Genomic DNA, 22,603 nt, shown 5'->3' with positions numbered 1-22,603 from the left:
ATCAAATTTGTCACATTATGACATAAACTTAATAAAAAGAGTATATAATTGTTTTAATAAATTTATAAGGAGATTTAAGTGCAACACCCTGAGCCAAATAATAATGAAATAAAACTAAGTTCAAAAAGATATATAGTCTCTAAAACAGATCCAAAAGGGATTATAGAGTACGGTAATGACTATTTTGTCGAAATTTCTGGTTACTCAGAAACTGAACTATTAGGCAGACCTCATTCAATTGTAAGACATCCTGACATGCCAAAAATTGCCTTTAAACTAATGTGGGACAGGATTAAACAGGCTAAAAATTTCATGGCAGTTGTTAAGAACTTAGCCAAAGATGGAAGTTACTACTGGGTTGTGACAGATTTTGAGCCAAAAGTAGACCCAATTACAAACGAGATAATCTCACACACTGCTTTTAGAAAAGCTGCCCCTCAAAAAGCTATAGATACTATGATTCCTATTTATGCAAAACTTCTAGAGCTAGAACAAGATGGAGGCATGGAAGCTAGTGAAAAATTTCTGCGCGAATTTTTAGAAGAAAATAATACTACTTATGATAATTTTGTAAATGATTTAGTTGGAAATAGCGGTTTGTTTAAACTATTTTTTACAGCCATGAAAAAGTTATTTTCATAAGCCAAAGAATTTTTATTTTTAAGAACAGATAGCACTAGACTTCAAAACATCTCGTATTCATACTAATCGGCTATAATTTCATCAATGAAAAAAGAGATAAACTTTAAAGCACACACTCCTTATAAACCAGCCGGTGATCAGCCTCAGGCTATCAAAGAGCTAAGTGAATCAATACTAAAAGGTAATCGTTACCAAACACTAGAAGGTGTTACAGGTAGTGGTAAAACATACACTATGGCGAAGGTTATAGAAAATGTTAAGATGCCTACTATCATTATGACTCACAACAAAACTCTTGCGGCTCAGTTGTACTCTGAGTTTCGTGGTTTCTTTCCTGAGGCTCATGTTGAGTACTTTGTCTCTTACTATGATTATTATCAGCCTGAAGCTTACATACCTCGTCAAGATTTATTTATAGAAAAAGATAGTGCAATAAATGATGAACTAGAGCGTATGAGACTCTCTTCTACTGCAAATCTACTCTCTTATGATGATGTAATTGTCATAGCATCTGTATCTGCTAACTATGGTCTTGGTGATCCAGAAGAATATTTAAATATGGTTCAAGCTTTAGAAGTTGGCGATGAAATAAATCAAAAAAAACTCCTGCTCCGTTTAGTTGAGATGGGTTATGCTAGAAATGACAGTTATTTTGACAGTGGACATTTACGAGTAAATGGTGAAAGTCTAGATATTTATCCTCCTTACTTTGAACAAGAAGCTATTCGCATAGAGTTTTTTGGAGATGAGATAGAAGCTATTTATACCTTTGATACTATTGACAACAAAAGACTAGAAGAACACAAAAAGTTTACTATTTATGCTTGTTCTCAATTTAGCGTATCACAAGAAAAAATGGCAGTTGCTATTAAACGCATAGAAGAAGAACTTGATGAGAGACTTGCATATTTTACAAAAGAGGGAAAACTTTTAGAACATCAAAGACTAAAACAGAGAGTTGAATTTGACTTAGAGATGCTACAAACTACTGGGATGTGTAAGGGAGTTGAAAACTATTCAAGACTTTTGACAAATAAAAAAGCTGGCGATGCTCCTTTTACACTACTTGATTATTTTTCACAAAGAAATCAAGACTATCTAGTTATAGTTGATGAGTCACATGTTTCTCTTCCTCAATATCGAGGAATGTATGCAGGTGATAGAGCAAGAAAAGAAGTTTTAGTTGATTATGGTTTTAGACTTCCTTCTGCTCTAGACAATCGACCATTAATGGCTGAAGAATATATCAACAAATCACCTCACTATCTCTTTGTTTCAGCCACACCATCTGAATATGAGTTAGAAATGTCAAGTGTGACAGCTCATCAAATAATCCGTCCTACTGGGCTTCTTGACCCAATACTAGAGATAAGGACATCAGATAATCAAGTAGAAGATATACATGATGAAATTATAGGAATAGCTGCTAAAAATGAAAGAATACTTATAACTGTTCTTACAAAAAAAATGGCTGAAGCACTCACAAAATATCTTGCTGACTTAGGTATAAAAGCACAATATATGCATTCTGATATTGATACAATTGAGCGAAATCAAATCATAAGATCTTTAAGACTTGGAGAGTTTGATGTTCTTATCGGGATTAACTTACTTCGTGAAGGTTTAGATTTGCCGGAGGTTAGTTTAGTCGCTATTTTAGATGCTGATAAAGAAGGTTTTTTAAGAAGTGAGACAGCTCTTATTCAGACTATAGGTCGTGGCGCAAGAAACTCCAATGGTAGAGTTATTTTATATGCCAATAAAATCACAAAATCAATGCAAAAAGCAATAGATACAACAAGTTCAAGAAGAAAAATTCAAGAAGCACACAATTTAAAGCATGGCATTACTCCAACAACAACTATTCGTAAACTAGATACAAATCTAAAAGTTGAAGATTATGGTGATATTTACCAAAAACACAAAAAAATGGATAAAATGCCAGCTTCAGAAAGAAAAGCAATCACAAAAGAGTTACAACTTAAAATGAAAAAAGCAGCAAAAGAATTAAACTTTGAAGAAGCTGCCAGACTTCGTGATGAAATAGTAAAAATAAAAAAACTTTAGAGGAATAATACATATATGGAAGATACTTTTAGCAACTTAGAAACATATGGTTACATAGGACTTTTTATCTATTCCCTTGGCGGAGGATTTATAGCACTGATTGGTGCTGGTGTTCTTTCGTATATGGGAAAAATGGACATCAGTACAGCAATAGCAATAGCTTTTATAGCAAATGCTTTAGGAGATGTTTTACTATTTTATATGGCACGGTATCAAAAAACTATGCTGATGGAAGGCTTACGAAAACATAGAAGAAAACTAGCCCTTGCCCATGTTATGATGAAAAAAAATGGCTCTTGGATTATACTTATTCAAAAATTTGTTTATGGCATAAAAACTCTTATACCTATAGCCATCGGTCTTACAAAATATGATTTTAAAAAGTTTGCTATTTTAAATGTTGCTAGTTCTGCTGTTTGGGCATTAGTATTTGGACTTGGAAGTTATTACTCTGGAAGTTTATTAGTTAAATTTGCAGAGACCATAAGTGATAAACCATGGATTGCACCTATTATATTGGTAGTTTTTGGTGGTGCGTTATGGCTCTATATGGAAAAGGCTACTAAAAAGAAAAAGTAGATTGTGTAGATGCTGAAACAAGCTTAGGCTTCTATCTGCGTTTTCAACTTCTGCACAAGATCTTTTAGCTTCCTAGTATTGGCCCATATGGTGAGAAGTCCATATGTTCTTCTGTTTGATATTTTTTATAATTCTCTATAAACATTTCAGCTAAATTATCTTTAGTTTTATCAAATAACTCTTTATCTTCCCAAGCATTACGAGGGTTCAAGATTTCAGGATTTATTTCACCTAAAGTTTTCGGAATTTTCAGTCTAAATGTTTCAATAACATCAAATTCACTTTTAGCAATACTTCCATCTAAAATAGCAGTTATACACGCACGAGTATTTTTAATACTCATTCTTTTACCAACGCCATAACCTCCACCAGTCCATCCTGTGTTCACTAGATAAACATGAACATCATGTCCATCTATTTTTTCACCTAAAAGTTTAGCATATACAGTTGGATGAAGTGGCAAAAAAGCTTCACCAAAACAAGCACTAAAAGTTGCTACAGGTTCTGTAATTCCACGCTCCGTTCCAGCTACTTTAGCAGTATATCCACTTAAATAGTAGTACATTGCTTGCTCTTTTGTTAGTTTAGACACAGGAGGAAGAACACCAAAAGCATCTGCTGTCAAAAAGATAATATTTTTAGGATGTCCAGCACTCAAGGTTGGTTCATGGTTCTCAATATGTTCGATTGGATAAGAAACACGAGTATTTTCCGTTTTGCTTCCATCCTCATAATCAACTTCACCTTCTCCATACATTACAACATTTTCAAGAAGTGCATTCTTTCTAATAGCATTATAAATTTCAGGTTCACTTTTTCCATCTAAATTAATAGTTTTTGCGTAACATCCACCTTCAAAGTTAAAGACACCGTGATTATCCCAACCATGTTCATCATCACCTATTAGTTTCCTATGTGGGTCAGTAGAAAGTGTAGTTTTACCTGTTCCGCTAAGTCCAAAGAAAAGTGCAGTATCACCATTTACTCCAACATTTGCAGAACAGTGCATAGCAAGTTTACCCTCTAATGGTAACCAGTAATTCATCATTGAAAAAATTCCTTTTTTCATCTCACCACCATACCAAGTACCACCAATTATTGCAATATTATTTTCAATATCAAAAAGTATAAATACTTCTGAATTCATCCCGTGTTCTTTCCATTTATCATTTACAGCTTTACAAGCGTTTAGAACAACAAAGTCTGATTTAAAAACTTCTAACTCTGGTTCAGTTGGACGAATAAACATATTTTTTACAAAGTGAGATTGCCAAGCTATTTCAGATACAAAACGAACTGATCTTTTTGAAGCTATACTTGAACCACAAAAAGCATCTGTTACATATAAGTCTTTATTTGATAATTGCTCTTGTGCAACTCCTAAAAGATCTGCAAAAATTTCAGCAGAAATTTTTTTGTTTACAGAACCCCAAGCTATATTTTTGTTTGATGGGTCACGATCAACAAAATATTTATCTTTTGGACTGCGCCCTGTAAAGATACCTGTGTCAACAGCAGTCGCACCTTTTTTAGTTTGCTGAACTTCACCATTGTCAAGCTCATGTTGAATTAACTCATCATAACCTAAATTATGATAAACCTTACCAATATTTTTTAATCCTATATCTTGTAACTCAGCTAAATTCATAACTAACCTTCTGGCATATTTTTGTTTGTAGAATTATACACTCAATAAACATAAATTAAATATAAATATTAACTATAAGTGTATAAAAAATAATTTAAGAATTTTTTGCTAAACTTATGTTTTTAGTTAGTAAAAAAATTATGCTCGATTAACTCAGTGGTAGAGTGCTTCCATGACATGGAAGAAGTCACTGGTTCAAACCCAGTATCGAGTACCACCTACAATTACCTCCACGACAGTGTTTTAAGAATTTTTAAATTAAAGTAAAATACTTCAAGCTTTTGCCTAATCCTATGTGAATTTTAGACTTAATTAACGGATTAAATTCTTGTCTACTTTATAGGGGACATTCCACTTGATAAACTTCATATCTTTGGTTAAGTGAAAGATAGTGTAGAGGGGATACTATTTTTATTTGGTAAAGCTTTTTTCTTGCTACACTTCCATTCTCTTTAGCTTCAATGATTTTTCCATATATCTTTTTAGAGTTTAGTGGGCTGGTTTCATCTCTTAAGTGTAGCTCTGTTTCTGTATCTACTATATCCTCTACATTTATCTCTTCATCACTTATGAAGGTAAGTTTATATTCGTATCCAGTTAAGATTGAACTTTTACCTTCTAGTTCATATACGCTATAGGAGTCTCTTCCTTGCATAATAGTATCTGCTTGATTATATTCAGATAGTTTTAGTTGGGCTGAGATGCTTTTATGGGGTTTGGGTTTTTGGTTTAGAGTGTTATTTAAGTAAATGAGTTTAGACATATTTTAGCTTACTTTATTCTCTCTAAAACAACTTTTGGAATTTTTCTCTTTTTACCTTTTTCTTTCATCTGTTTTATATATGTACTGTAGGCTTGTTTAGCTTTTTCTTTGTTTGCTAGACCCCAATAAGCATCTCCTAGATTTATGTATGCTACTGTTCTGTTTGGGTATTTTTTTAAGATTTTTTCTAGGAGGTAGATTGACTCTGGGTAGGCTTTTGCTTTTTCTAGGTAATAAGCAATGTTATTATAATTTACCAATGTATTTTTAGATATTTTTATCTCTTTTAAAATATTTTTGATAGCATTAATATTAAGATTTATCATTTTATTTTTTATTTGACTATTAAGTTCTTCTAAAATATTTATTTTTTCAACTAATTTCTTAATTTCATTTTCTTTCTTATATATAAATGATATTGGCTTACCTATAGTATAACCTGTTTCCTTATCAACTTTGTTCCCTTCTCCATATCCATCAAGTCCAGATATTTTTTTGATTTCAATACTATTATTAGAAATTAATTTAAATAGGGTCAGTTCATAAAATTCACCATCAATTCCTGCCGCCTTATGTATTGTTCTCCATCCAACCAAAATAGCTACAATACTTTGTTTTTCATTAAAATAGACATATTTAACTTCTGCTTTTGCACCTTCATAGCTATACCGTTTTAAAATTACTTTCTTTGCTTTTCGAACTACTAAATCTGGATAATTCTCATCGTCAGGGTATTTTTGGTTTGCTTCATATGTAAAATCTAATTCAAGATTATTAGCTTTGAACTCATTTAAAATTCGTGCATCGTAATTGTCGTATGCGAATAAAGTCATTGTCAATATACATATTAATAAAATTATTTTTTTCATTATTTAATTTCCATTAGTTTAATTATTTTATTAAATTTTGCTTTTCTATCAGATAAACCATTGGTTCCACCATTTATTATTTTGTAACTATTGTATACTACCCCAAGAAAATCAAACAACTATTTCTAAAGTTTAATTCTTAAAAGAGTAAAATTAAACAATAAAAATAGAAGGTAATCTTATGAGTCGAAAAAGAACAACATATACAGCAGAATTCAAGACAAAGTTAGTTTTAGAAGTTTTAAAAGAAGATAAGACACTAAATGAAATAGCAAGTGTAAATAATATCACACCAAAAAACTTACAAAATTGGAAGAAGATATTCTTGGAAAATGCAGAAGTTGCGATGGAACCTGCAAAAGTAATTAAAGAGTACAAAGAAGAGAATGTAAGATTACAAGCTAAACTTGATGAATATGCAAAGGTTGTAGGTCAACTAACAGTAGAGAAGGACTGGGCGGTGGGAAAGTTAAGCAGCTTGGACTCTAGCTATAAAAAGGAGTTGATTGATAGAGATGAAAATAAGGCATTATCAGTTGTAAAACAATGTAATCTTATTAACTATAACAGAAGTAATTTGTTCTATGCACCAATGGTAAATCTTGCTAAAAATGTAATTAAAAAACATATAGAAAAAGTATTTGAAGAGATACCAAGCTATGGCTATATGAAAGTGTATTATCAACTACTAGAGGATGGTTTTCGTGTCAGTCCCAACACAGTGCTGGCATACCGTAGAGAGTTAGGATTACAGGCTGTTTTAGCTGTAAGACCACTAAATACATGGGCGGACAAGCAACATCATAAATACTCTTACAAAATAAGAGGATTAGATATCGTAAGAGCAAACCAAGTATGGTCAACAGATATAACCTATATTAAAATTAAAGGTGGTATGGTCTATATGGCTGCCATAATTGATTGGTATTCTAAAGCAATATTATCTTGGCGAATATCCAACACAATGGATACAGATTTAGTCATGGGTGTACTAGATGAAGCACTCGCACTCTATGGTAAGCCTGAGATATTTAATACTGATCAAGGGTCACAATATACAAGCTGTATCCACACTCAAACATTAAAAGATAATGACATAATTATCTCTATGGATGGTAAAGGTAGAGCAACAGATAATATTTGTATTGAGAGGTTCTGGAGAAGTGCTAAAGTTGAAAAAATATACCTCAATGAATATGAGAGAGTATCAATTCTCAAAAGTGATGTTAAGGATTATATAGAATTTTATAATCATAGAAGATTTCATGAGACATTGAAATATAAAAAACCTATGAATGTTTATTATGATAGTTTAAAAATCAATGATGAGAATTACACTAAATCTAGTGAAAATGTAGCATAGGGTAACAGGTATTTAGGGAATTAGATTTTTGAAAAAGTTGTCTTGACATATTGGGGTAGTATACTGTGTATGGATTATTTGAAGATGCATCTATTAGAAGGATGTAACCTTCTTCTTCGCACAACATTTTAATAAATTCAAAATCACTTTGTTTATACTGCGTACAAGTATGACGCTTTGGTATAGTTTGAGTATCTATTTTTACATCAAGTTGAATATTTAGTAGTACTGAATATTTTGCAATGATAGATGAAATGATATCAGGTACATTCATCTCTTGATAAACTTCATATCTTTGGTTAAGTGAAAGATAGTGTAGAGGGGATACTATTTTTATTTGGTAAAGCTTTTTTCTTGCTACACTTCCATTCTCTTTAGCTTCAATGATTTTTCCATATATCTTTTTAGAGTTTAGTGGGCTTGTTTCATCTCTTAAGTGTAGTTCTGTTTCTGTATCTACTATATCCTCTACATTTATCTCTTCATCACTTATGAAGGTAAGTTTATATTCGTATCCTGTTAAGATTGAACTTTTACCTTCTAGTTCATATACGCTATAGGAGTTTCTTCCTTGCATCATAGTATCTGCTTGATTATATTCAGGTAGTTTTAGTTGGGCTGAGATGCTTTTATGGGGTTTGGTTTTTTGGTTTAGAGTGTTATTTAAGTAAATGAGTTTAGACATATTTTAGCTTACTTTATTCTCTCTAAAACAACTTTTGGAATTTTTCTCTCTTTACCTTTTTCTTTCATCTGTTTTATATATGTACTGTAGGCTTGTTTAGCTTTTTCTTTGTTTGCTAAACCCCAATAAGCATCTCCTAGATTTATATAGGCTACTGTTCTGTTTGGGTATTTTTCTAGTATTTTTTCTAGGAGGTAGATTGCTTCTGGGTAAGCTTTTGCTTTTTCTAGGTAATAAGCAATGTTATTATAATTTACCAATGTATTTTTAGATATTTTTATCTCTTTTAAAATATTTTTCAAACCATTTAAGTTTAATGAACTATTTTTTATATCAAAAGAGTTGTCTTTATTTTTTGAAAAGTTTTCTAAAGAAACTAAAATCATCTTATTTGATATGTATAGATTATTTATTTTTTTGATTAATGGTAATTTTGTTTTATATAAGAACTTTACACTATTCCCATTGTAAAAACCTTCCATTCCATGTAATGTAGTTTCTACTTTTTTAGACAAATTTATTTTTAACAAAAAACCGTTATAATTTTTATAAATATCTATGGTATAAAATACAGCAGCTATACCTGTAATACCGCCTTCTTCTTCAATGTAGGAATAAACACCATGAGATATTGCAACTATTTGCTTAGTTTTTATATATACAACAAACCGAACTTTATCTGTTTCTGGAGCACTATACTCATACTTATCAAAGGGGCGGTATTCTGAATTTACAAATGATTTTAAGATAAGTCCTGAATCTTCGGTTTCATCTAAATTAAATGCTAAATCAAGACCGTTTTGTCTGAAATTTTTCAAATCTCGGTTATCATACTCACAACCAAATTTATCGGTTGTATTAATCACTATGTTTTGATTATCAAAATAATTGTATTCACATTTTTCTGCATAACTAAAATGTACAATTGAAATTAATATTAATAAGAATTTCATATTATTTTTCCTTCATATATTTATGTATTTTGGTGAATTTTTTTTCTCTATCTGCCAAACCGTTATAACCACCATTGACTTTTTTAGTAACTTTCTTTATATGACTACTTAAGCTTCCACTATCGGCAAGACTATTGATATTATTTTTATACCAAAAATGAAAGGATGCTTCTAATGAATATGGAAGTTGTTCCAATAGGTCTGGCGTTTCCACAAAATTTTTAGTTATATCATTATGCTTTTTTTGATAATATTCAGTATATGATTGATAATTTGTTTTCCATGTAATATGAATATATCCTCTCCCTCTATGGTTCACTTTTACATTCTCTTTATTTGTATATCCATATCTCCAATTCGCAAAGGAATTACTATTTTTCAGTAAATGCTTATATGTTTCATAATTATCAAAATCAACACCGTTTGGTGTACGAGTATTCTTATATAAGTTTAAAAAATTGTTTTTCGTATAGTATAAACTTTCTTTTGTCTTTGAAAAGCATTGACTTTCATGAGCAAGTTGTGATAAAAAATGAGAAATGCGTAGTACTGTGTTAACTTGAAATTCTTTAGCATATTCATTTAGATAAAGCATAAACTCTGATGTTGGATTATAGCTTGAACAAACTTTTTGCAACATTTTCTTAGTAATCAACTCGTCTTTAACTTCATACCCCCACCCCTCAACCAAAGCCTCATCCAAAGCAAGTAGTGTGTTCTTTCCTACTACTCCGTCAGCTTTACTTTGATTGTATTGATGAGTGTTGTGTGTTGCTTTATAGTTCTCTTGGAAAGTCATTACTGCTTGTTCTCCATCATTTCCTAACTTAGCATCTATACCATCACTACCTATATCTATTTTCATCTTTTGAAGAGCTTCTTGTATAAGTTTTACTTCATTACCTTTAGAACCTTTTTTTAATACTGTCTTTTGTATATCTTCTACTATATCATTTAAAACTTTATCTTCTTTGTAGAGTTTTGATTTTAGGGTTCTTTGTATACTTGTTTTATTACTTTTATACTCTTTATCTTTATGTTTGACTACTGCTTGTATATCTTGTATATCATTTATATCTATACTTAGCATTGTTGCTATTTTTTGCATAGTTAATGTTTTTTGAATCTCTGTGTTTTTAACAAACTCTTCGAAGCTACATACTTTAGGTTCATAGATGTTTTTTAGGAATGTAATTATATTCAGTTCTACTTCTGAACCATCTTCTATATTTGCATTTGCTTTTATTATTATCTCTTCATCAGGTTTTACTACTTTAGCGAAGGCTTGTGTTGGTTTATCTATTGAAACATCTGTTATTTCACCTTCAAGTGTAGGTCTTACATAAGAGATAGTCTCTGCTGTGTTTTTTGGATACTCTCTTGGGTATACTTTTATATTTATCTCTACGAGTTTAGGTTCATCTTCTTTTTTTGCTTTAAGTTTATGTTCTACGCTAAGGTCATCTTTTACTTTTTCTTCTATAGTTGTTACTTTACCTGAAGAGTCTTTTTCTTGTATCTCTACTTTTAAATCTTTTATCTCATCTTTTGTTGGGTTATCTATGTTTAGTTCAACACTATAGTTTATTTGAGTAGAGTGAGGTTCAACTATATTCTTACCTAAGACTTCTACTACATTTACTTGGCGTTTTAGTTCACTTAGTCCATAACCCTCTGTTTCATCTTCTGGGCTATTTACAAAGCAGTGTGCATGTCCGTAGTGTTGTATATTATCATCTTGTAGTTTTACTTTCATTATGAGAGCATCTATCTCTATCTCATCATCTGTTGGTGTGTTTGTTAATATATCTCTATCTTGCTTATCATTGTTTTTTATGAAGTACCATTTTAGTTGAGCTGTTTGTGTTGGGTTTAGTTCTGTGGTCTCACTCCATGTTCCATCTTCATATTTTTCTACTTTTGCTGTATATATAAGTTCTTGTGTAATCTTATCTTGTTTAGAGATTGATGTTTGCATTCCTACTACTCTTATCTTTTCATAGAGTGGTTTTTTCAAGTCTTCTATACTAACTGTTTTTGAAGTGACTCCTGCGTTTGCTGAGTTATCATCATAGTTTGATGTTTTAAAGTGTATACCTGAGCTATCTACTGTTAGAACATTCCCTCCAACTTTTAAGCTTATTCCCTTTGCTGAGTCTAGCTCTATAGTTTTTGCTGCTTGTTTTATGGTCTTTGCTTTTAGGGAGTATGCTTTTTTTACTTCTATAGCTAAGTTCTCTCCTACTTGTTGGTATTTACTACCTAGGTGTTTTTGTTGAGTATCTTTTTCTACAAAAGAGGTAGAGAAACCTTTTACTCTTTGTGTTAAATCTTTTTGAACAACATTAAATGAGTTATTATTAACAATAGAGTTTGAGTCTTTAAGTATATGTATCTCTTGGTCTTCTTTGATTGTTAGTATTTGCTCTTTTTCTATTGTCTTTATCTCATTACCTAGTATATTTACTTTCTTATCATTTCCTATTGTTTGGGTTGAATCGTTTTGGACAGAAAGTTCTAGGTCATTATCTATGATTGTTTTTTTATTGTTTGCTATATGTGTATTACTATTGTTTAGTACATTTAGTTCATAATCATTCTGTGCTCTTAGGCTTAGTAACTCTTCTCCTTGTTTATCTTCAAAGAGTAGTTCATTATATCCCTCTTTATCTTCGTATTGGGGTGTTGTTTGGGTTTTTATAAATGACTTTGTCTTTTCTTTTGGCAGGTTAAATGGATGTCGGTTCTCTCCATTGTGCAAAGCTCCCGTTATTATTGGTCTATCTATATCTCCATTTATAAAGCTTACTATTACTTCAGAGTTAACTCTAGGTAAGAACTGTACGCCATAGCCATCTCCACTATAAATATTTGAGAGTGGTACATAAGCAGAGGTAGGTCTCTTTTCATCAAAGTGAAATATTACTTTTATCTCTCCTCTTTCGTTTACATCTATTTCATTTGCAAACTTTTGAGTATCTTTATCTGTATTTGAAACTATTGCTGTTTGTATAGAGTGGATTCGTGGTTTGGAGGTAATTACTTGGGGTCTATATATAACATCACTTGGGATTGCTATAAACTCTACACTGTACTGTGCTTGTTTTTCATCATCTGCAACTTGAGCATACTCATCTAAGGCATTTGGAAATGTTGCTTTATACTTTACACTTAGAACAATTACTTGAGTATTCTTATGTCCTTTAATATCTTTTAGGTTTAGAACCACTCCATCTTTAACACTTAACTCTTCTGAGTTTCCTAGAACTCTAATACCTTGTGAGAATCCTTGTTCTGCATCTATCTTTGCATAACGAGAGAGGTCTTTATACAGAGACTCATCTAGTTTATCAAGTCTATCACGGAGAGTCTCTTTTTTTATATCTGAGCGTAATTGGGATGTTACTTCATTATCAGCAAAAGTATGACTATGCATTACTTGTCCTGCTTGTATACTGAAGTCTAAGGAAGGCTTTTTATTTTCATAATAGTCTTGTGCTTGTGCTGATGTTGAAAATGTTTTAACTTTATTATATGTACATTCTATGATTTCTGTATTTAGTGGAGCATGTTCGTTTAGTTCACATAGGGTAACTGTGTATGGATTATTTGAAGATGCATCTATTAGAAGGATGTAACCTTCTTCTTCACACAACATTTTAATAAATTCAAAATCACTTTGTTTATACTGTGTACAAGTATGACGCTTTGGTATAGTTTGAGTATCTATTTTTACATCAAGTTGAATATTTAGTAGTACTGAATATTTTGCAATGATAGATGAAATGATATCAGGTACATTCATCTCTTGATAAACTTCATATCTTTGGTTAAGTGAAAGATAGTGTAGAGGGGATACTATTTTTATTTGGTAAAGCTTTTTTCTTGCTACACTTCCATTCTCTTTAGCTTCAATGATTTTTCCATATATCTTTTTAGAGTTTAGTGGGCTTGTTTCATCTCTTAAGTGTAGTTGCGTTTCTGTATCTACTATATCTTCTACATTTATCTCTTCATCACTTATAAAGGTAAGTTTATATTCGTACCCAGTTAAGATTGAACTTTTACCTTCTAGTTCATATACGCTATAGGAGTCTCTTCCTTGCATCATAGTATCTGCTTGATTATATTCAGATAGTTTTAGTTGGGCTGTTATGGTTTTATGGGGTTTGGTTTTTTGGTTTAGAGTGTTATTTAAGTAAATTAGTTTAGACATATTTTAGCTTACTTTATTCTCTCTAAAACAACTTTTGGAATTTTCCTCTCTTTACCTTTTTCTTTCATCTGTTTTATATATGTACTGTAGGCTTGTTTAGCTTTTTCTTTGTTTTTTAAACCCCAATAAGCATCTCCTAGATTTATGTATGCTACTGTTCTGTTTGGATATTTTTTTAAGATTTTTTCTAGGAGGTAGATTGACTCTGGGTAGGCTTTTGCTTTTTCTAGGTAGTAGGCAATGTTGTTGTATGCTATAAGATTTTTCTTACCAAGATTAATGTTTTGAAAATATTCAATATTATATCTGTCTACATTTATTTTATTTTTTAAATTCAATTCAATTATTTTTATACTATCTTTTTTTGAGTCAATTAAACTATTACAATTGCCTGTCTTTTTTTTTGACAATAATAATGATTTTTTTGGAATATAGAACAGACCATCGGGGTCTTTCAATAATTCCCATTTAAGATTACAATGTTCATCGATAGTAATATTGGCTCTTCCATTTTTACCACCCCAAGAACTATCGAAGATTACTTCGATTTTTTTATTTTTTAATACACCATGTATATTATTTGTATCATCCGTAAAACAATCAATTTTTCTACCCCATCTTGTTACAAAACAATAACTACCAACAACTTTATTATTTGTATTAACCTTTAAATTAATAGTAAATACACTATATGGTAGTTCTTTATTTTGCTCTAAATAACGCTCTGCATTCCATGTATTATTTAATACTAAATTAGTATCACTAGCATAAATACTACAACTAACCAATAATAAAACTAAAATCTTTTTCATAATACTCATAAACTTACTCCTAAGCAATCATCAACTCTATTTAGCCAACCTTTTAAATATTTTTTCAAAACAGTAGCTTTTCCATCCTTATATGCTAAATCTCTATAATATTGTTTTCTGATTTCTGTAATTCTCGCTAAAAGATTATCTTGATCTTTTATACCGTTTAATGACTTGATTGTATTTCTGTCTATCGTTCTGGTTATTGTCAATTTTTGAGCAAATTCTCTATTTAATAATTTTTGTACTTGTTTTGCTGCACCGCCTGAAGTAATTGTCCAATCGTAAACCATTAAACCAATTCTATCATTCTCTAATCGACAAAATCCTTTTGGTTCCCAATATCGTTTTTTATATATTATCTCCGCATCTTTGTCAGAAATCTTTTTAAGATTATCCAAGGTTGGTTCAGTATTTAAATCAATTTTTGCATATGATTTCCATGTATTCCATGCGATACCTTTATTTGTCCCTCCACCTGGGTCATCAGGATCATTAACAAATCCTCCTTCATGTCTTAATACTATTTTAGAAATTTTGTGGAATTTACTTGTACAATCAATCCCAACATACCCCCACCCCTCAACCAAAGCCTCATCCAAAGCAAGTAGTGTATTCTTTCCTACTACTCCGTCAGCTTTACTTTGATTGTATTGATGAGTATTGTTTGTTGCTTTATAGTTCTCTTGGAAAGTCATTACTGCTTGTTCTCCATCATTTCCTAACTTAGCATCTATACCATCACTACCTATATCTATTTTCATCTTTTGAAGAGCTTCTTGTATAAGTTTTACTTCATTACCTTTAGAACCTTTTTTAAATACTATCTTTTGTATATCTTCTACTATATCATTTAAAACTTTATCTTCTTTGTAGAGTTTTGATTTTAGGGTTCTTTGTATACTTGTTTTATTACTTTTATACTCTTTATCTTTATGTTTGACTACTGCTTGTATATCTTGTATATCATTTATATCTATACTTAGCATTGTTGCTATTTCTTGCATAGTTAATGTTTTTTGAATCTCTTTGTTTTTAACATACTCTTCGAAGCTACATACTTTAGGTTCATTGATGTTTTTTAGCAAAGTAACTATATCTAGTTGTATTTCTATTCCTTCTCCAATATTTGCATTTGCTTTTATTATTATCTCTTCATCAGGTTTTACTACTTTAGCGAAGGCTTGTGTTGGTTTATCTATTGAAACATCTGTTATTTCACCTTCAAGTGTAGGTCTTACATAAGAGATAGTCTCTCCTGTGTTTTTTGGATACTCTCTTGGGTATACTTTTATATTTATCTCTACTAGTTTAGGTTCATCTTCTTTTTTTACTTTAAGTTTATGTTCTACGCTTAGGTCATCTTTTACTTTTTCTTCTATAGTTGTTACTTTACCTGAAGAGTCTTTTTCTTGTATCTCTACTTTTAAATCTTTTATCTCATCTTTTGTTGGGTTATCTATGTTTAGTTCAACACTATAGTTTATTTGAGTAGAGTGAGGTTCAACTATATTCTTACCTAAGACTTCTACTACATTTACTTGGCGTTTTAGTTCACTTAGTCCATAACCCTCTGTTTCATCTTCTGGGCTATTTACAAAGCAGTGTGCATGTCCGTAGTGTTGTATATTATCATCTTGTAGTTTTACTTTCATTATGAGAGCATCTATCTCTATCTCATCATCTGTTGGTGTGTTTGTTAATATATCTCTATCTTGCTTATCATTGTTTTTTATGAAGTACCATTTTAGTTGAGCTGTTTGTGTTGGGTTTAGTTCTGTGGTCTCACTCCATGTTCCATCTTCATATTTTTCTACTTTTGCTGTATATATAAGTTCTTGTGTAATCTTATCTTGTTTAGAGATTGATGTTTGCATTCCTATTACTCTTATCTTTTCATAGAGTGGTTTTTTTAAGTCTTCTATACTAACTGTTTTTGAAGTGACTCCTGCGTTTGCTGAGTTATCATCATAGTTTGATGTTTTAAAGTGTATACCTGAGCTATCTACTGTTAGAACATTTCCTCCAACTTTCAAGCTTATTCCCTTTGCTGAGTCTAGCTCTATAGTTTTTGCTGCTTGTTTTATGGTCTGTGCTTTTAGGGAGTATGCTTTTTTTACTTCTATAGCTAAGTTCTCTCCTACTTGTTGGTATTTACTACCTAGGTGTTTTTGTTGAGTATCTTTTTCTACAAAAGAGGTAGAAAAACCTTTTACTCTTTGTGTTAAATCTTTTTGAACAACATTAAATGAGTTATTATTAACAATAGAGTTTGAGTCTTTAAGTATATGTATCTCTTGGTCTTCTTTGATTGTTAGTATTTGCTCTTTTTCTATTGTCTTTATCTCATTACCTAGTATATTTACTTTCTTATCATTTCCTATTGTTTGGGTTGAATCGTTTTGGACAGTGAGTTCTAGGTCATTATCTATGATTGTCTTTTTATTGTTTGCTATATGTGTATTACTATTGTTTAGTACATTTAGTTCATAATCATTCTGTGCTCTTAGGCTTAGTAACTCTTCTCCTTGTTTATCTTCAAAGAGTAGTTCATTGTATCCCTCTTTATCTTCGTATTGGGGTGTTGTTTGGGTTTTTATAAATGACTTTGTTTTTTCTTTTGGCAGGTTAAATGGATGTCGGTTCTCTCCATTGTGCAAAGCTCCCGTTATTATTGGTCTATCTATATCTCCATTTATAAAGCTTACTATTACTTCAGAGTTAACTCTAGGTAAGAACTGTACTCCATAGCCATCTCCACTATAAATATTTGAGAGTGGTACATAAGCAGAGGTAGGTCTCTTTTCATCAAAGTGAAATATTACTTTTATCTCTCCTCTTTCGTTTACATCTATTTCATTTGCAAACTTTTGAGTATCTTTATCTGTATTTGAAACTATTGCTGTTTGTATAGAGTGGATTCGTGGTTTAGAAGTAATTACTTGGGGTCTATATATAACATCACTTGGGATTGCTATGAACTCTACACTGTACTGTGCTTGTTTTTCATCATCTGCAACTTGAGCATACTCATCTAAGGCATTTGGAAATGTTGCTTTATACTTTACACTTAGAACAATTACTTGAGTATTCTTATGTCCTTTAATATCTTTTAGGTTTAGAACTACTCCATCTTTAACACTTAACTCTTCTGAGTTTCCTAAAACTCTAATACCTTGTGAGAATCCTTGTTCTGCATCTATCTTTGCATAACGAGAGAGGTCTTTATACAGAGACTCATCTAGTTTATCAAGTCTATCACGGAGAGTCTCTTTTTTTATATCTGAGCGTAATTGGGATGTTACTTCATTATCAGCAAAAGTATGACTATGCATTACTTGTCCTGCTTGTATATTGAAGTCTAAGGAAGGCTTTTTATTTTCATAATAGTCTTGTGCTTGTGCTGATGTTGAAAATGTTTTAACTTTATTATATGTACATTCTATGATTTCTGTATTTAGTGGGGCATGTTCGTTTAGTTCACACAGGGTAACTGTGTATGGATTATTTGAAGATGCATCTATTAGAAGGATGTAACCTTCTTCTTCACACAACATTTTAATAAATTCAAAATCACTTTGTTTATACTGTGTACAAGTATGACGCTTTGGTATAGTTTGAGTATCTATTTTTACATCAAGTTGAATATTTAGTAGTACTGAATATTTTGCAATGATAGATGAAATGATATCAGGTACATTCATCTCTTGATAAACTTCATATCTTTGGTTAAGTGAAAGATAGTGTAGAGGGGATACTATTTTTATTTGGTAAAGCTTTTTTCTTGCTACACTTCCATTCTCTTTAGCTTCAATGATTTTTCCATATATCTTTTTAGAGTTTAGTGGGCTTGTTTCATCTCTTAAGTGTAGTTCTGTTTCTGTATCTACTATATCCTCTACATTTATCTCTTCATCACTTATGAAGGTAAGTTTATATTCGTATCCTGTTAAGATTGAACTTTTACCTTCTAGTTCATATACGCTATAGGAGTTTCTTCCTTGCATCATAGTATCTGCTTGATTATATTCAGGTAGTTTTAGTTGGGCTGAGATGCTTTTATGGGGTTTGGTTTTTTGGTTTAGAGTGTTATTTAAGTAAATGAGTTTAGACATATTTTAGCTTACTTTATTCTCTCTAAAACAACTTTTGGAATTTTTCTCTCTTTACCTTTTTCTTTCATCTGTTTTATATATGTACTGTAGGCTTGTTTAGCTTTTTCTTTGTTTGCTAAACCCCAATAAGCATCTCCTAGATTTATATAGGCTACTGTTCTGTTTGGGTATTTTTCTAGTATTTTTTCTAGGAGGTAGATTGCTTCATCATAATTCTTTGTTTGTTCAAGAAAAAAAGCTATATCATTTGTCATATTGATGTCTTTGTCATTATCTAGAAATAGATATTCTGTCATGTAACTTCGTGGTGAACATTTTTTATCTGTATATCGAATAATATAATCATCAACATATAATTTAAGTTTTTTATAATTTTTACTTTTATATAAAGTAAGTGATGTTTTATATGTATCAAGGACTTGCTTAGTTTTTATTTTTTTCATAATATTTTTATTATCTATTTGCCATTGCTTATAAATTGCTGCAAAGAATAAATCACTATTAAAATCATCTAAGTACTTATTTGTTGTACTAGAAGATACTATCTCATATCTTCCAATATCATCATGATCGCAGTTATTGATTTCTCGATAAATTGAATCTATCAATTTAAATTTTTTAGTATTATTTATATATTGAAAGTAAAAATCAAAAAAATAAATACTACTAACATTTCTCACTGGTGCAATTAATGAAATTATCAGCTTTTTATCTTTAACACTCAAACTATATGAACTTACTGAACCTTCCGCAACTTTATATGTTGGTAATATATTTTTTTTATCATAAATTAATTTATATTTTTTATTACCAATATTTTCAAATATATACAAATAATTTTCAGCGTTAAATGTCTTTTTAGACTCAATAGACCAGATAACATCTTTTAATTTATCATTTGTAATATCATCTTCTAATTTATTAACTATTGAAAAATCATTTGGTATTAAGTTAATCAATTCTTCTTTACTATAGGTTTTATCATTTGCATATATATTTACAAAAAATAATAATATTAAAATGTATTTCATTTGTTCTTCTTTTTTATTAATATTGATTTAATTTTATCAAAATTTTTGGTTCGTTCATGATAACTTTGTGTATTTTTATTTATTATAGATGTAATAGAATCAACTACCTTCGAATTAGTTCCTGCATCAGCCTTTATATTTAGTCCATTTTTATACCAATAAGCCATAGCAGAAATTAAACCACCTCTCGTAGATAAGATACTATCAGGATCAGTTATAATGTCAATTCCTGACGAGGAAGCTTTTTCTTTAATAACTTTATTAACAGCTTCATAATTTGACTTCCATGTTAATTGGATAAACCCTTTACCTTTATACTTTATACCATTCTCACAACCACCTTGATTAAGTTTAAATAATCCTGATCTATCATTACAACAATATACTCGTTTAGCTATTTCATTTTCATTTGGAAGTTGTTCATAATACCATCTTCCTCTTTTTGTATATTGTAACTTCTCTTTATTTGATAATTTATTGTAAAAAGAACTATTTTTTCTTTTATATCCATATTTATTTGCTTCTTCAGGATATTCACCAAAATACCTCTTAAAAGTTGATTTTAAAGCATCTACCGAGTACCAAAGACTTTCACTATTTCCAATAAGTTCGTCACCAACTTCTTCTTGAACTTGAGCTAAAAAATGAGCAACTCTAAGTGGTGTATTTATTTCAAAAACTTGGCAGTATTGATTAAAAACTTTTACTGCTTCATCAATTTTTGTATTTGATGCTCTTGTAAATATTTTTTTAAATTTTTCAGATGTTAATCCGCATCCCTTAACTTCATACCCCCACCCCTCAACCAAAGCCTCATCCAAAGCAAGTAGTGTGTTCTTTCCTACTACTCCGTCAGCTTTACTTTGATTGTATTGATGAGTGTTGTTTGTTGCTTTATAGTTCTCTTGGAAAGTCATTACTGCTTGTTCTCCATCATTTCCTAACTTAGCATCTATACCATCACTACCTATATCTATTTTCATCTTTTGAAGAGCTTCTTGTATGAGTTTTACTTCATTACCTTTAGAACCTTTTTTAAATACTATCTTTTGTATATCTTCTACTATATCATTTAAAACTTTATCTTCTTTGTAGAGTTTTGATTTTAGGGTTCTTTGTATACTTGTTTTATTACTTTTATACTCTTTATCTTTATGTTTGACTACTGCTTGTATATCTTGTATATCATTTATATCTATACTTAGCATTGTTGCTATTTCTTGCATAGTTAATGTTTTTTGAATCTCTTTGTTTTTAACATACTCTTCGAAGCTACATACTTTAGGTTCATTGATGTTTTTTAGCAAAGTAACTATATCTAGTTGTATTTCTATTCCTTCTCCAATATTTGCATTTGCTTTTATTATTATCTCTTCATCAGGTTTTACTACTTTAGCGAAGGCTTGTGTTGGTTTATCTATTGAAACATTTGTTATTTCACCTTCAAGTGTAGGTCTTACATAAGAGATAGTCTCTGCTGTGTTTTTTGGATACTCTCTTGGGTATACTTTTATATTTATCTCTACTAGTTTAGGTTCATCTTCTTTTTTTGTTTTAAGTTTATGTTCTACGCTTAGGTCATCTTTTACTTTTTCTTCTATAGTTGTTACTTTACCTGAAGAGTCTTTTTCTTGTATCTCTACTTTTAAATCTTTTATCTCATCTTTTGTTGGGTTATCTATGTTTAGTTCAACACTATAGTTTATTTGGGTAGAGTGAGGTTCAACTATATTCTTACCTAAGACTTCTACTACATTTACTTGGCGTTTTAGTTCACTTAGTCCATAACCCTCTGTTTCATCTTCTGGGCTATTTACAAAGCAGTGTGCATGTCCGTAGTGTTGTATATTATCATCTTGTAGTTTTACTTTCATTATGAGAGCATCTATCTCTATCTCATCATCTGTTGGTGTGTTTGTTAATATATCTCTATCTTGCTTATCATTGTTTTTTATGAAGTACCATTTTAGTTGAGCTGTTTGTGTTGGGTTTAGTTCTGTGGTCTCACTCCATGTTCCATCTTCATATTTTTCTACTTTTGCTGTATATATAAGTTCTTGTGTAATCTTATCTTGTTTAGAGATTGATGTTTGCATTCCTACTACTCTTATCTTTTCATAGAGTGGTTTTTTCAAGTCTTCTATACTAACTGTTTTTGAAGTGACTCCTGCGTTTGCTGAGTTATCATCATAGTTTGATGTTTTAAAGTGTATACCTGAGCTATCTACTGTTAGAACATTCCCTCCAACTTTTAAGCTTATTCCCTTTGCTGAGTCTAGCTCTATAGTTTTTGCTGCTTGTTTTATGGTCTTTGCTTTTAGGGAGTATGCTTTTTTTACTTCTATAGCTAAGTTCTCTCCTACTTGTTGGTATTTACTACCTAGGTGTTTTTGTTGAGTATCTTTTTCTACAAAAGAGGTAGAGAAACCTTTTACTCTTTGTGTTAAATCTTTTTGAACAACATTAAATGAGTTATTATTAACAATAGAGTTTGAGTCTTTAAGTATATGTATCTCTTGGTCTTCTTTGATTGTTAGTATTTGCTCTTTTTCTATTGTCTTTATCTCATTACCTAGTATATTTACTTTCTTATCATTTCCTATTGTTTGGGTTGAATCGTTTTGGACAGAAAGTTCTAGGTCATTATCTATGATTGTTTTTTTATTGTTTGCTATATGTGTATTACTATTGTTTAGTACATTTAGTTCATAATCATTCTGTGCTCTTAGGCTTAGTAACTCTTCTCCTTGTTTATCTTCAAAGAGTAGTTCATTATATCCCTCTTTATCTTCGTATTGGGGTGTTGTTTGGGTTTTTAGTTCTTTATGGGAAGACATAATCTTTGTCATTTTTATTCTAT

Annotated in this window: 14 protein-coding genes and 1 tRNA gene; 5 read left to right on the top strand and 10 right to left on the bottom strand. The window is 30.6% G+C overall.

Annotated features, from left to right (window positions below; translation table 11 throughout):
* Positions 1-78: 78 nt before the first annotated feature.
* The 3 genes from MOV42_RS04155 to MOV42_RS04145 all read left to right on the top strand — a co-directional run bounded on the left by MOV42_RS04155 (position 79) and on the right by MOV42_RS04145 (position 3,288).
* Positions 79-642 carry a PAS domain-containing protein gene (locus MOV42_RS04155; protein ID WP_324172529.1) on the top strand — a complete coding sequence of 188 codons (564 nt, stop codon included), beginning with the start codon at positions 79-81 and terminating at the stop codon, positions 640-642.
* Between the two features lie 84 nt (positions 643-726).
* Complete coding sequence (uvrB, locus tag MOV42_RS04150) at positions 727-2,709, top strand: excinuclease ABC subunit UvrB (protein WP_324172528.1); 1,983 nt, start codon at positions 727-729, stop codon at positions 2,707-2,709.
* 15 nt (positions 2,710-2,724) lie between these two features.
* Positions 2,725-3,288: a DedA family protein gene (locus MOV42_RS04145; RefSeq protein WP_324172527.1), complete on the top strand. Its 564-nt coding sequence runs from the start codon at positions 2,725-2,727 to the stop codon at positions 3,286-3,288.
* A gap of 64 nt (positions 3,289-3,352) precedes the next feature.
* Here the strand turns inward: MOV42_RS04145 and pckA are convergent, their stop codons facing one another.
* Entirely contained in the window at positions 3,353-4,936 is a 1,584-nt protein-coding gene (gene pckA, locus MOV42_RS04140) for a phosphoenolpyruvate carboxykinase (ATP) (RefSeq protein WP_324172526.1), read from the bottom strand.
* Positions 4,937-5,078: 142 nt separating this feature from the next.
* Here pckA and MOV42_RS04135 point away from each other — a divergent pair.
* A tRNA-Val gene (locus MOV42_RS04135) sits at positions 5,079-5,153 on the top strand.
* A 120-nt stretch (positions 5,154-5,273) separates the two neighbouring features.
* Here MOV42_RS04135 and MOV42_RS04130 read toward each other — a convergent pair.
* Together MOV42_RS04130 and MOV42_RS04125 are read right to left on the bottom strand one after the other, a co-directional pair.
* Positions 5,274-5,699, bottom strand: a complete 426-nt coding sequence (locus MOV42_RS04130; protein ID WP_324172525.1) for a hypothetical protein — start codon at positions 5,697-5,699, stop codon at positions 5,274-5,276.
* An 8-nt stretch (positions 5,700-5,707) separates the two neighbouring features.
* Positions 5,708-6,568 carry a tetratricopeptide repeat protein gene (locus tag MOV42_RS04125; RefSeq protein WP_324172524.1) on the bottom strand — a complete coding sequence of 287 codons (861 nt, stop codon included), beginning with the start codon at positions 6,566-6,568 and terminating at the stop codon, positions 5,708-5,710.
* Positions 6,569-6,749: 181 nt separating this feature from the next.
* Here MOV42_RS04125 and MOV42_RS04120 point away from each other — a divergent pair, with 181 nt between their 5' ends.
* Positions 6,750-7,931: an IS3 family transposase gene (locus tag MOV42_RS04120; protein ID WP_324170585.1), complete on the top strand. Its 1,182-nt coding sequence runs from the start codon at positions 6,750-6,752 to the stop codon at positions 7,929-7,931.
* Here the strand turns inward: MOV42_RS04120 and MOV42_RS04115 are convergent.
* The 7 genes from MOV42_RS04115 to MOV42_RS04085 are packed head-to-tail and all read right to left on the bottom strand — an operon-like array spanning position 7,912 to position 22,592.
* Positions 7,912-8,616: a contractile injection system protein, VgrG/Pvc8 family gene (locus MOV42_RS04115; RefSeq protein ID WP_324172523.1), complete on the bottom strand. Its 705-nt coding sequence runs from the start codon at positions 8,614-8,616 to the stop codon at positions 7,912-7,914. The two genes, MOV42_RS04120 and MOV42_RS04115, sit on opposite strands and share 20 nt — an antisense overlap.
* An 8-nt stretch (positions 8,617-8,624) precedes the next feature.
* Positions 8,625-9,569 carry a tetratricopeptide repeat protein gene (locus tag MOV42_RS04110; RefSeq protein ID WP_324172522.1) on the bottom strand — a complete coding sequence of 315 codons (945 nt, stop codon included), beginning with the start codon at positions 9,567-9,569 and terminating at the stop codon, positions 8,625-8,627.
* A 1-nt stretch (position 9,570) separates the two neighbouring features.
* Positions 9,571-13,785, bottom strand: coding sequence for a type VI secretion system tip protein TssI/VgrG (gene tssI, locus MOV42_RS04105; RefSeq protein WP_324172521.1), 4,215 nt, complete (start codon positions 13,783-13,785; stop codon positions 9,571-9,573).
* An 8-nt stretch (positions 13,786-13,793) separates the two neighbouring features.
* A complete protein-coding gene (locus MOV42_RS04100) occupies positions 13,794-14,606 on the bottom strand; it encodes a tetratricopeptide repeat protein (protein WP_324172520.1) in 813 nt (270 codons plus the stop codon).
* Complete coding sequence (tssI, locus tag MOV42_RS04095; RefSeq protein ID WP_324172519.1) at positions 14,603-18,712, bottom strand: type VI secretion system tip protein TssI/VgrG; 4,110 nt, start codon at positions 18,710-18,712, stop codon at positions 14,603-14,605. The genes MOV42_RS04100 and tssI (MOV42_RS04095) overlap by 4 nt, the downstream gene beginning before the upstream one ends.
* Before the next feature lie 8 nt (positions 18,713-18,720).
* Positions 18,721-19,743 carry a tetratricopeptide repeat protein gene (locus MOV42_RS04090; protein ID WP_324172518.1) on the bottom strand — a complete coding sequence of 341 codons (1,023 nt, stop codon included), beginning with the start codon at positions 19,741-19,743 and terminating at the stop codon, positions 18,721-18,723.
* Entirely contained in the window at positions 19,740-22,592 is a 2,853-nt protein-coding gene (locus MOV42_RS04085) for a bacteriophage T4 gp5 trimerisation domain-containing protein (RefSeq protein ID WP_324172517.1), read from the bottom strand. Before MOV42_RS04085 ends, MOV42_RS04090 begins: the two co-directional genes overlap by 4 nt.
* Between the last annotated feature and the right edge of the window lie 11 nt (positions 22,593-22,603).

The sequence above is a fragment of the Sulfurimonas sp. genome (assembly GCF_029027405.1).
In the GTDB taxonomy this organism is placed as follows: Bacteria; Campylobacterota; Campylobacteria; order Campylobacterales; family Sulfurimonadaceae; genus Sulfurimonas.
The sequence above is the reverse complement of the archived record's forward strand: the minus strand, read 5'-3'. Positions and strand labels throughout refer to the sequence as shown.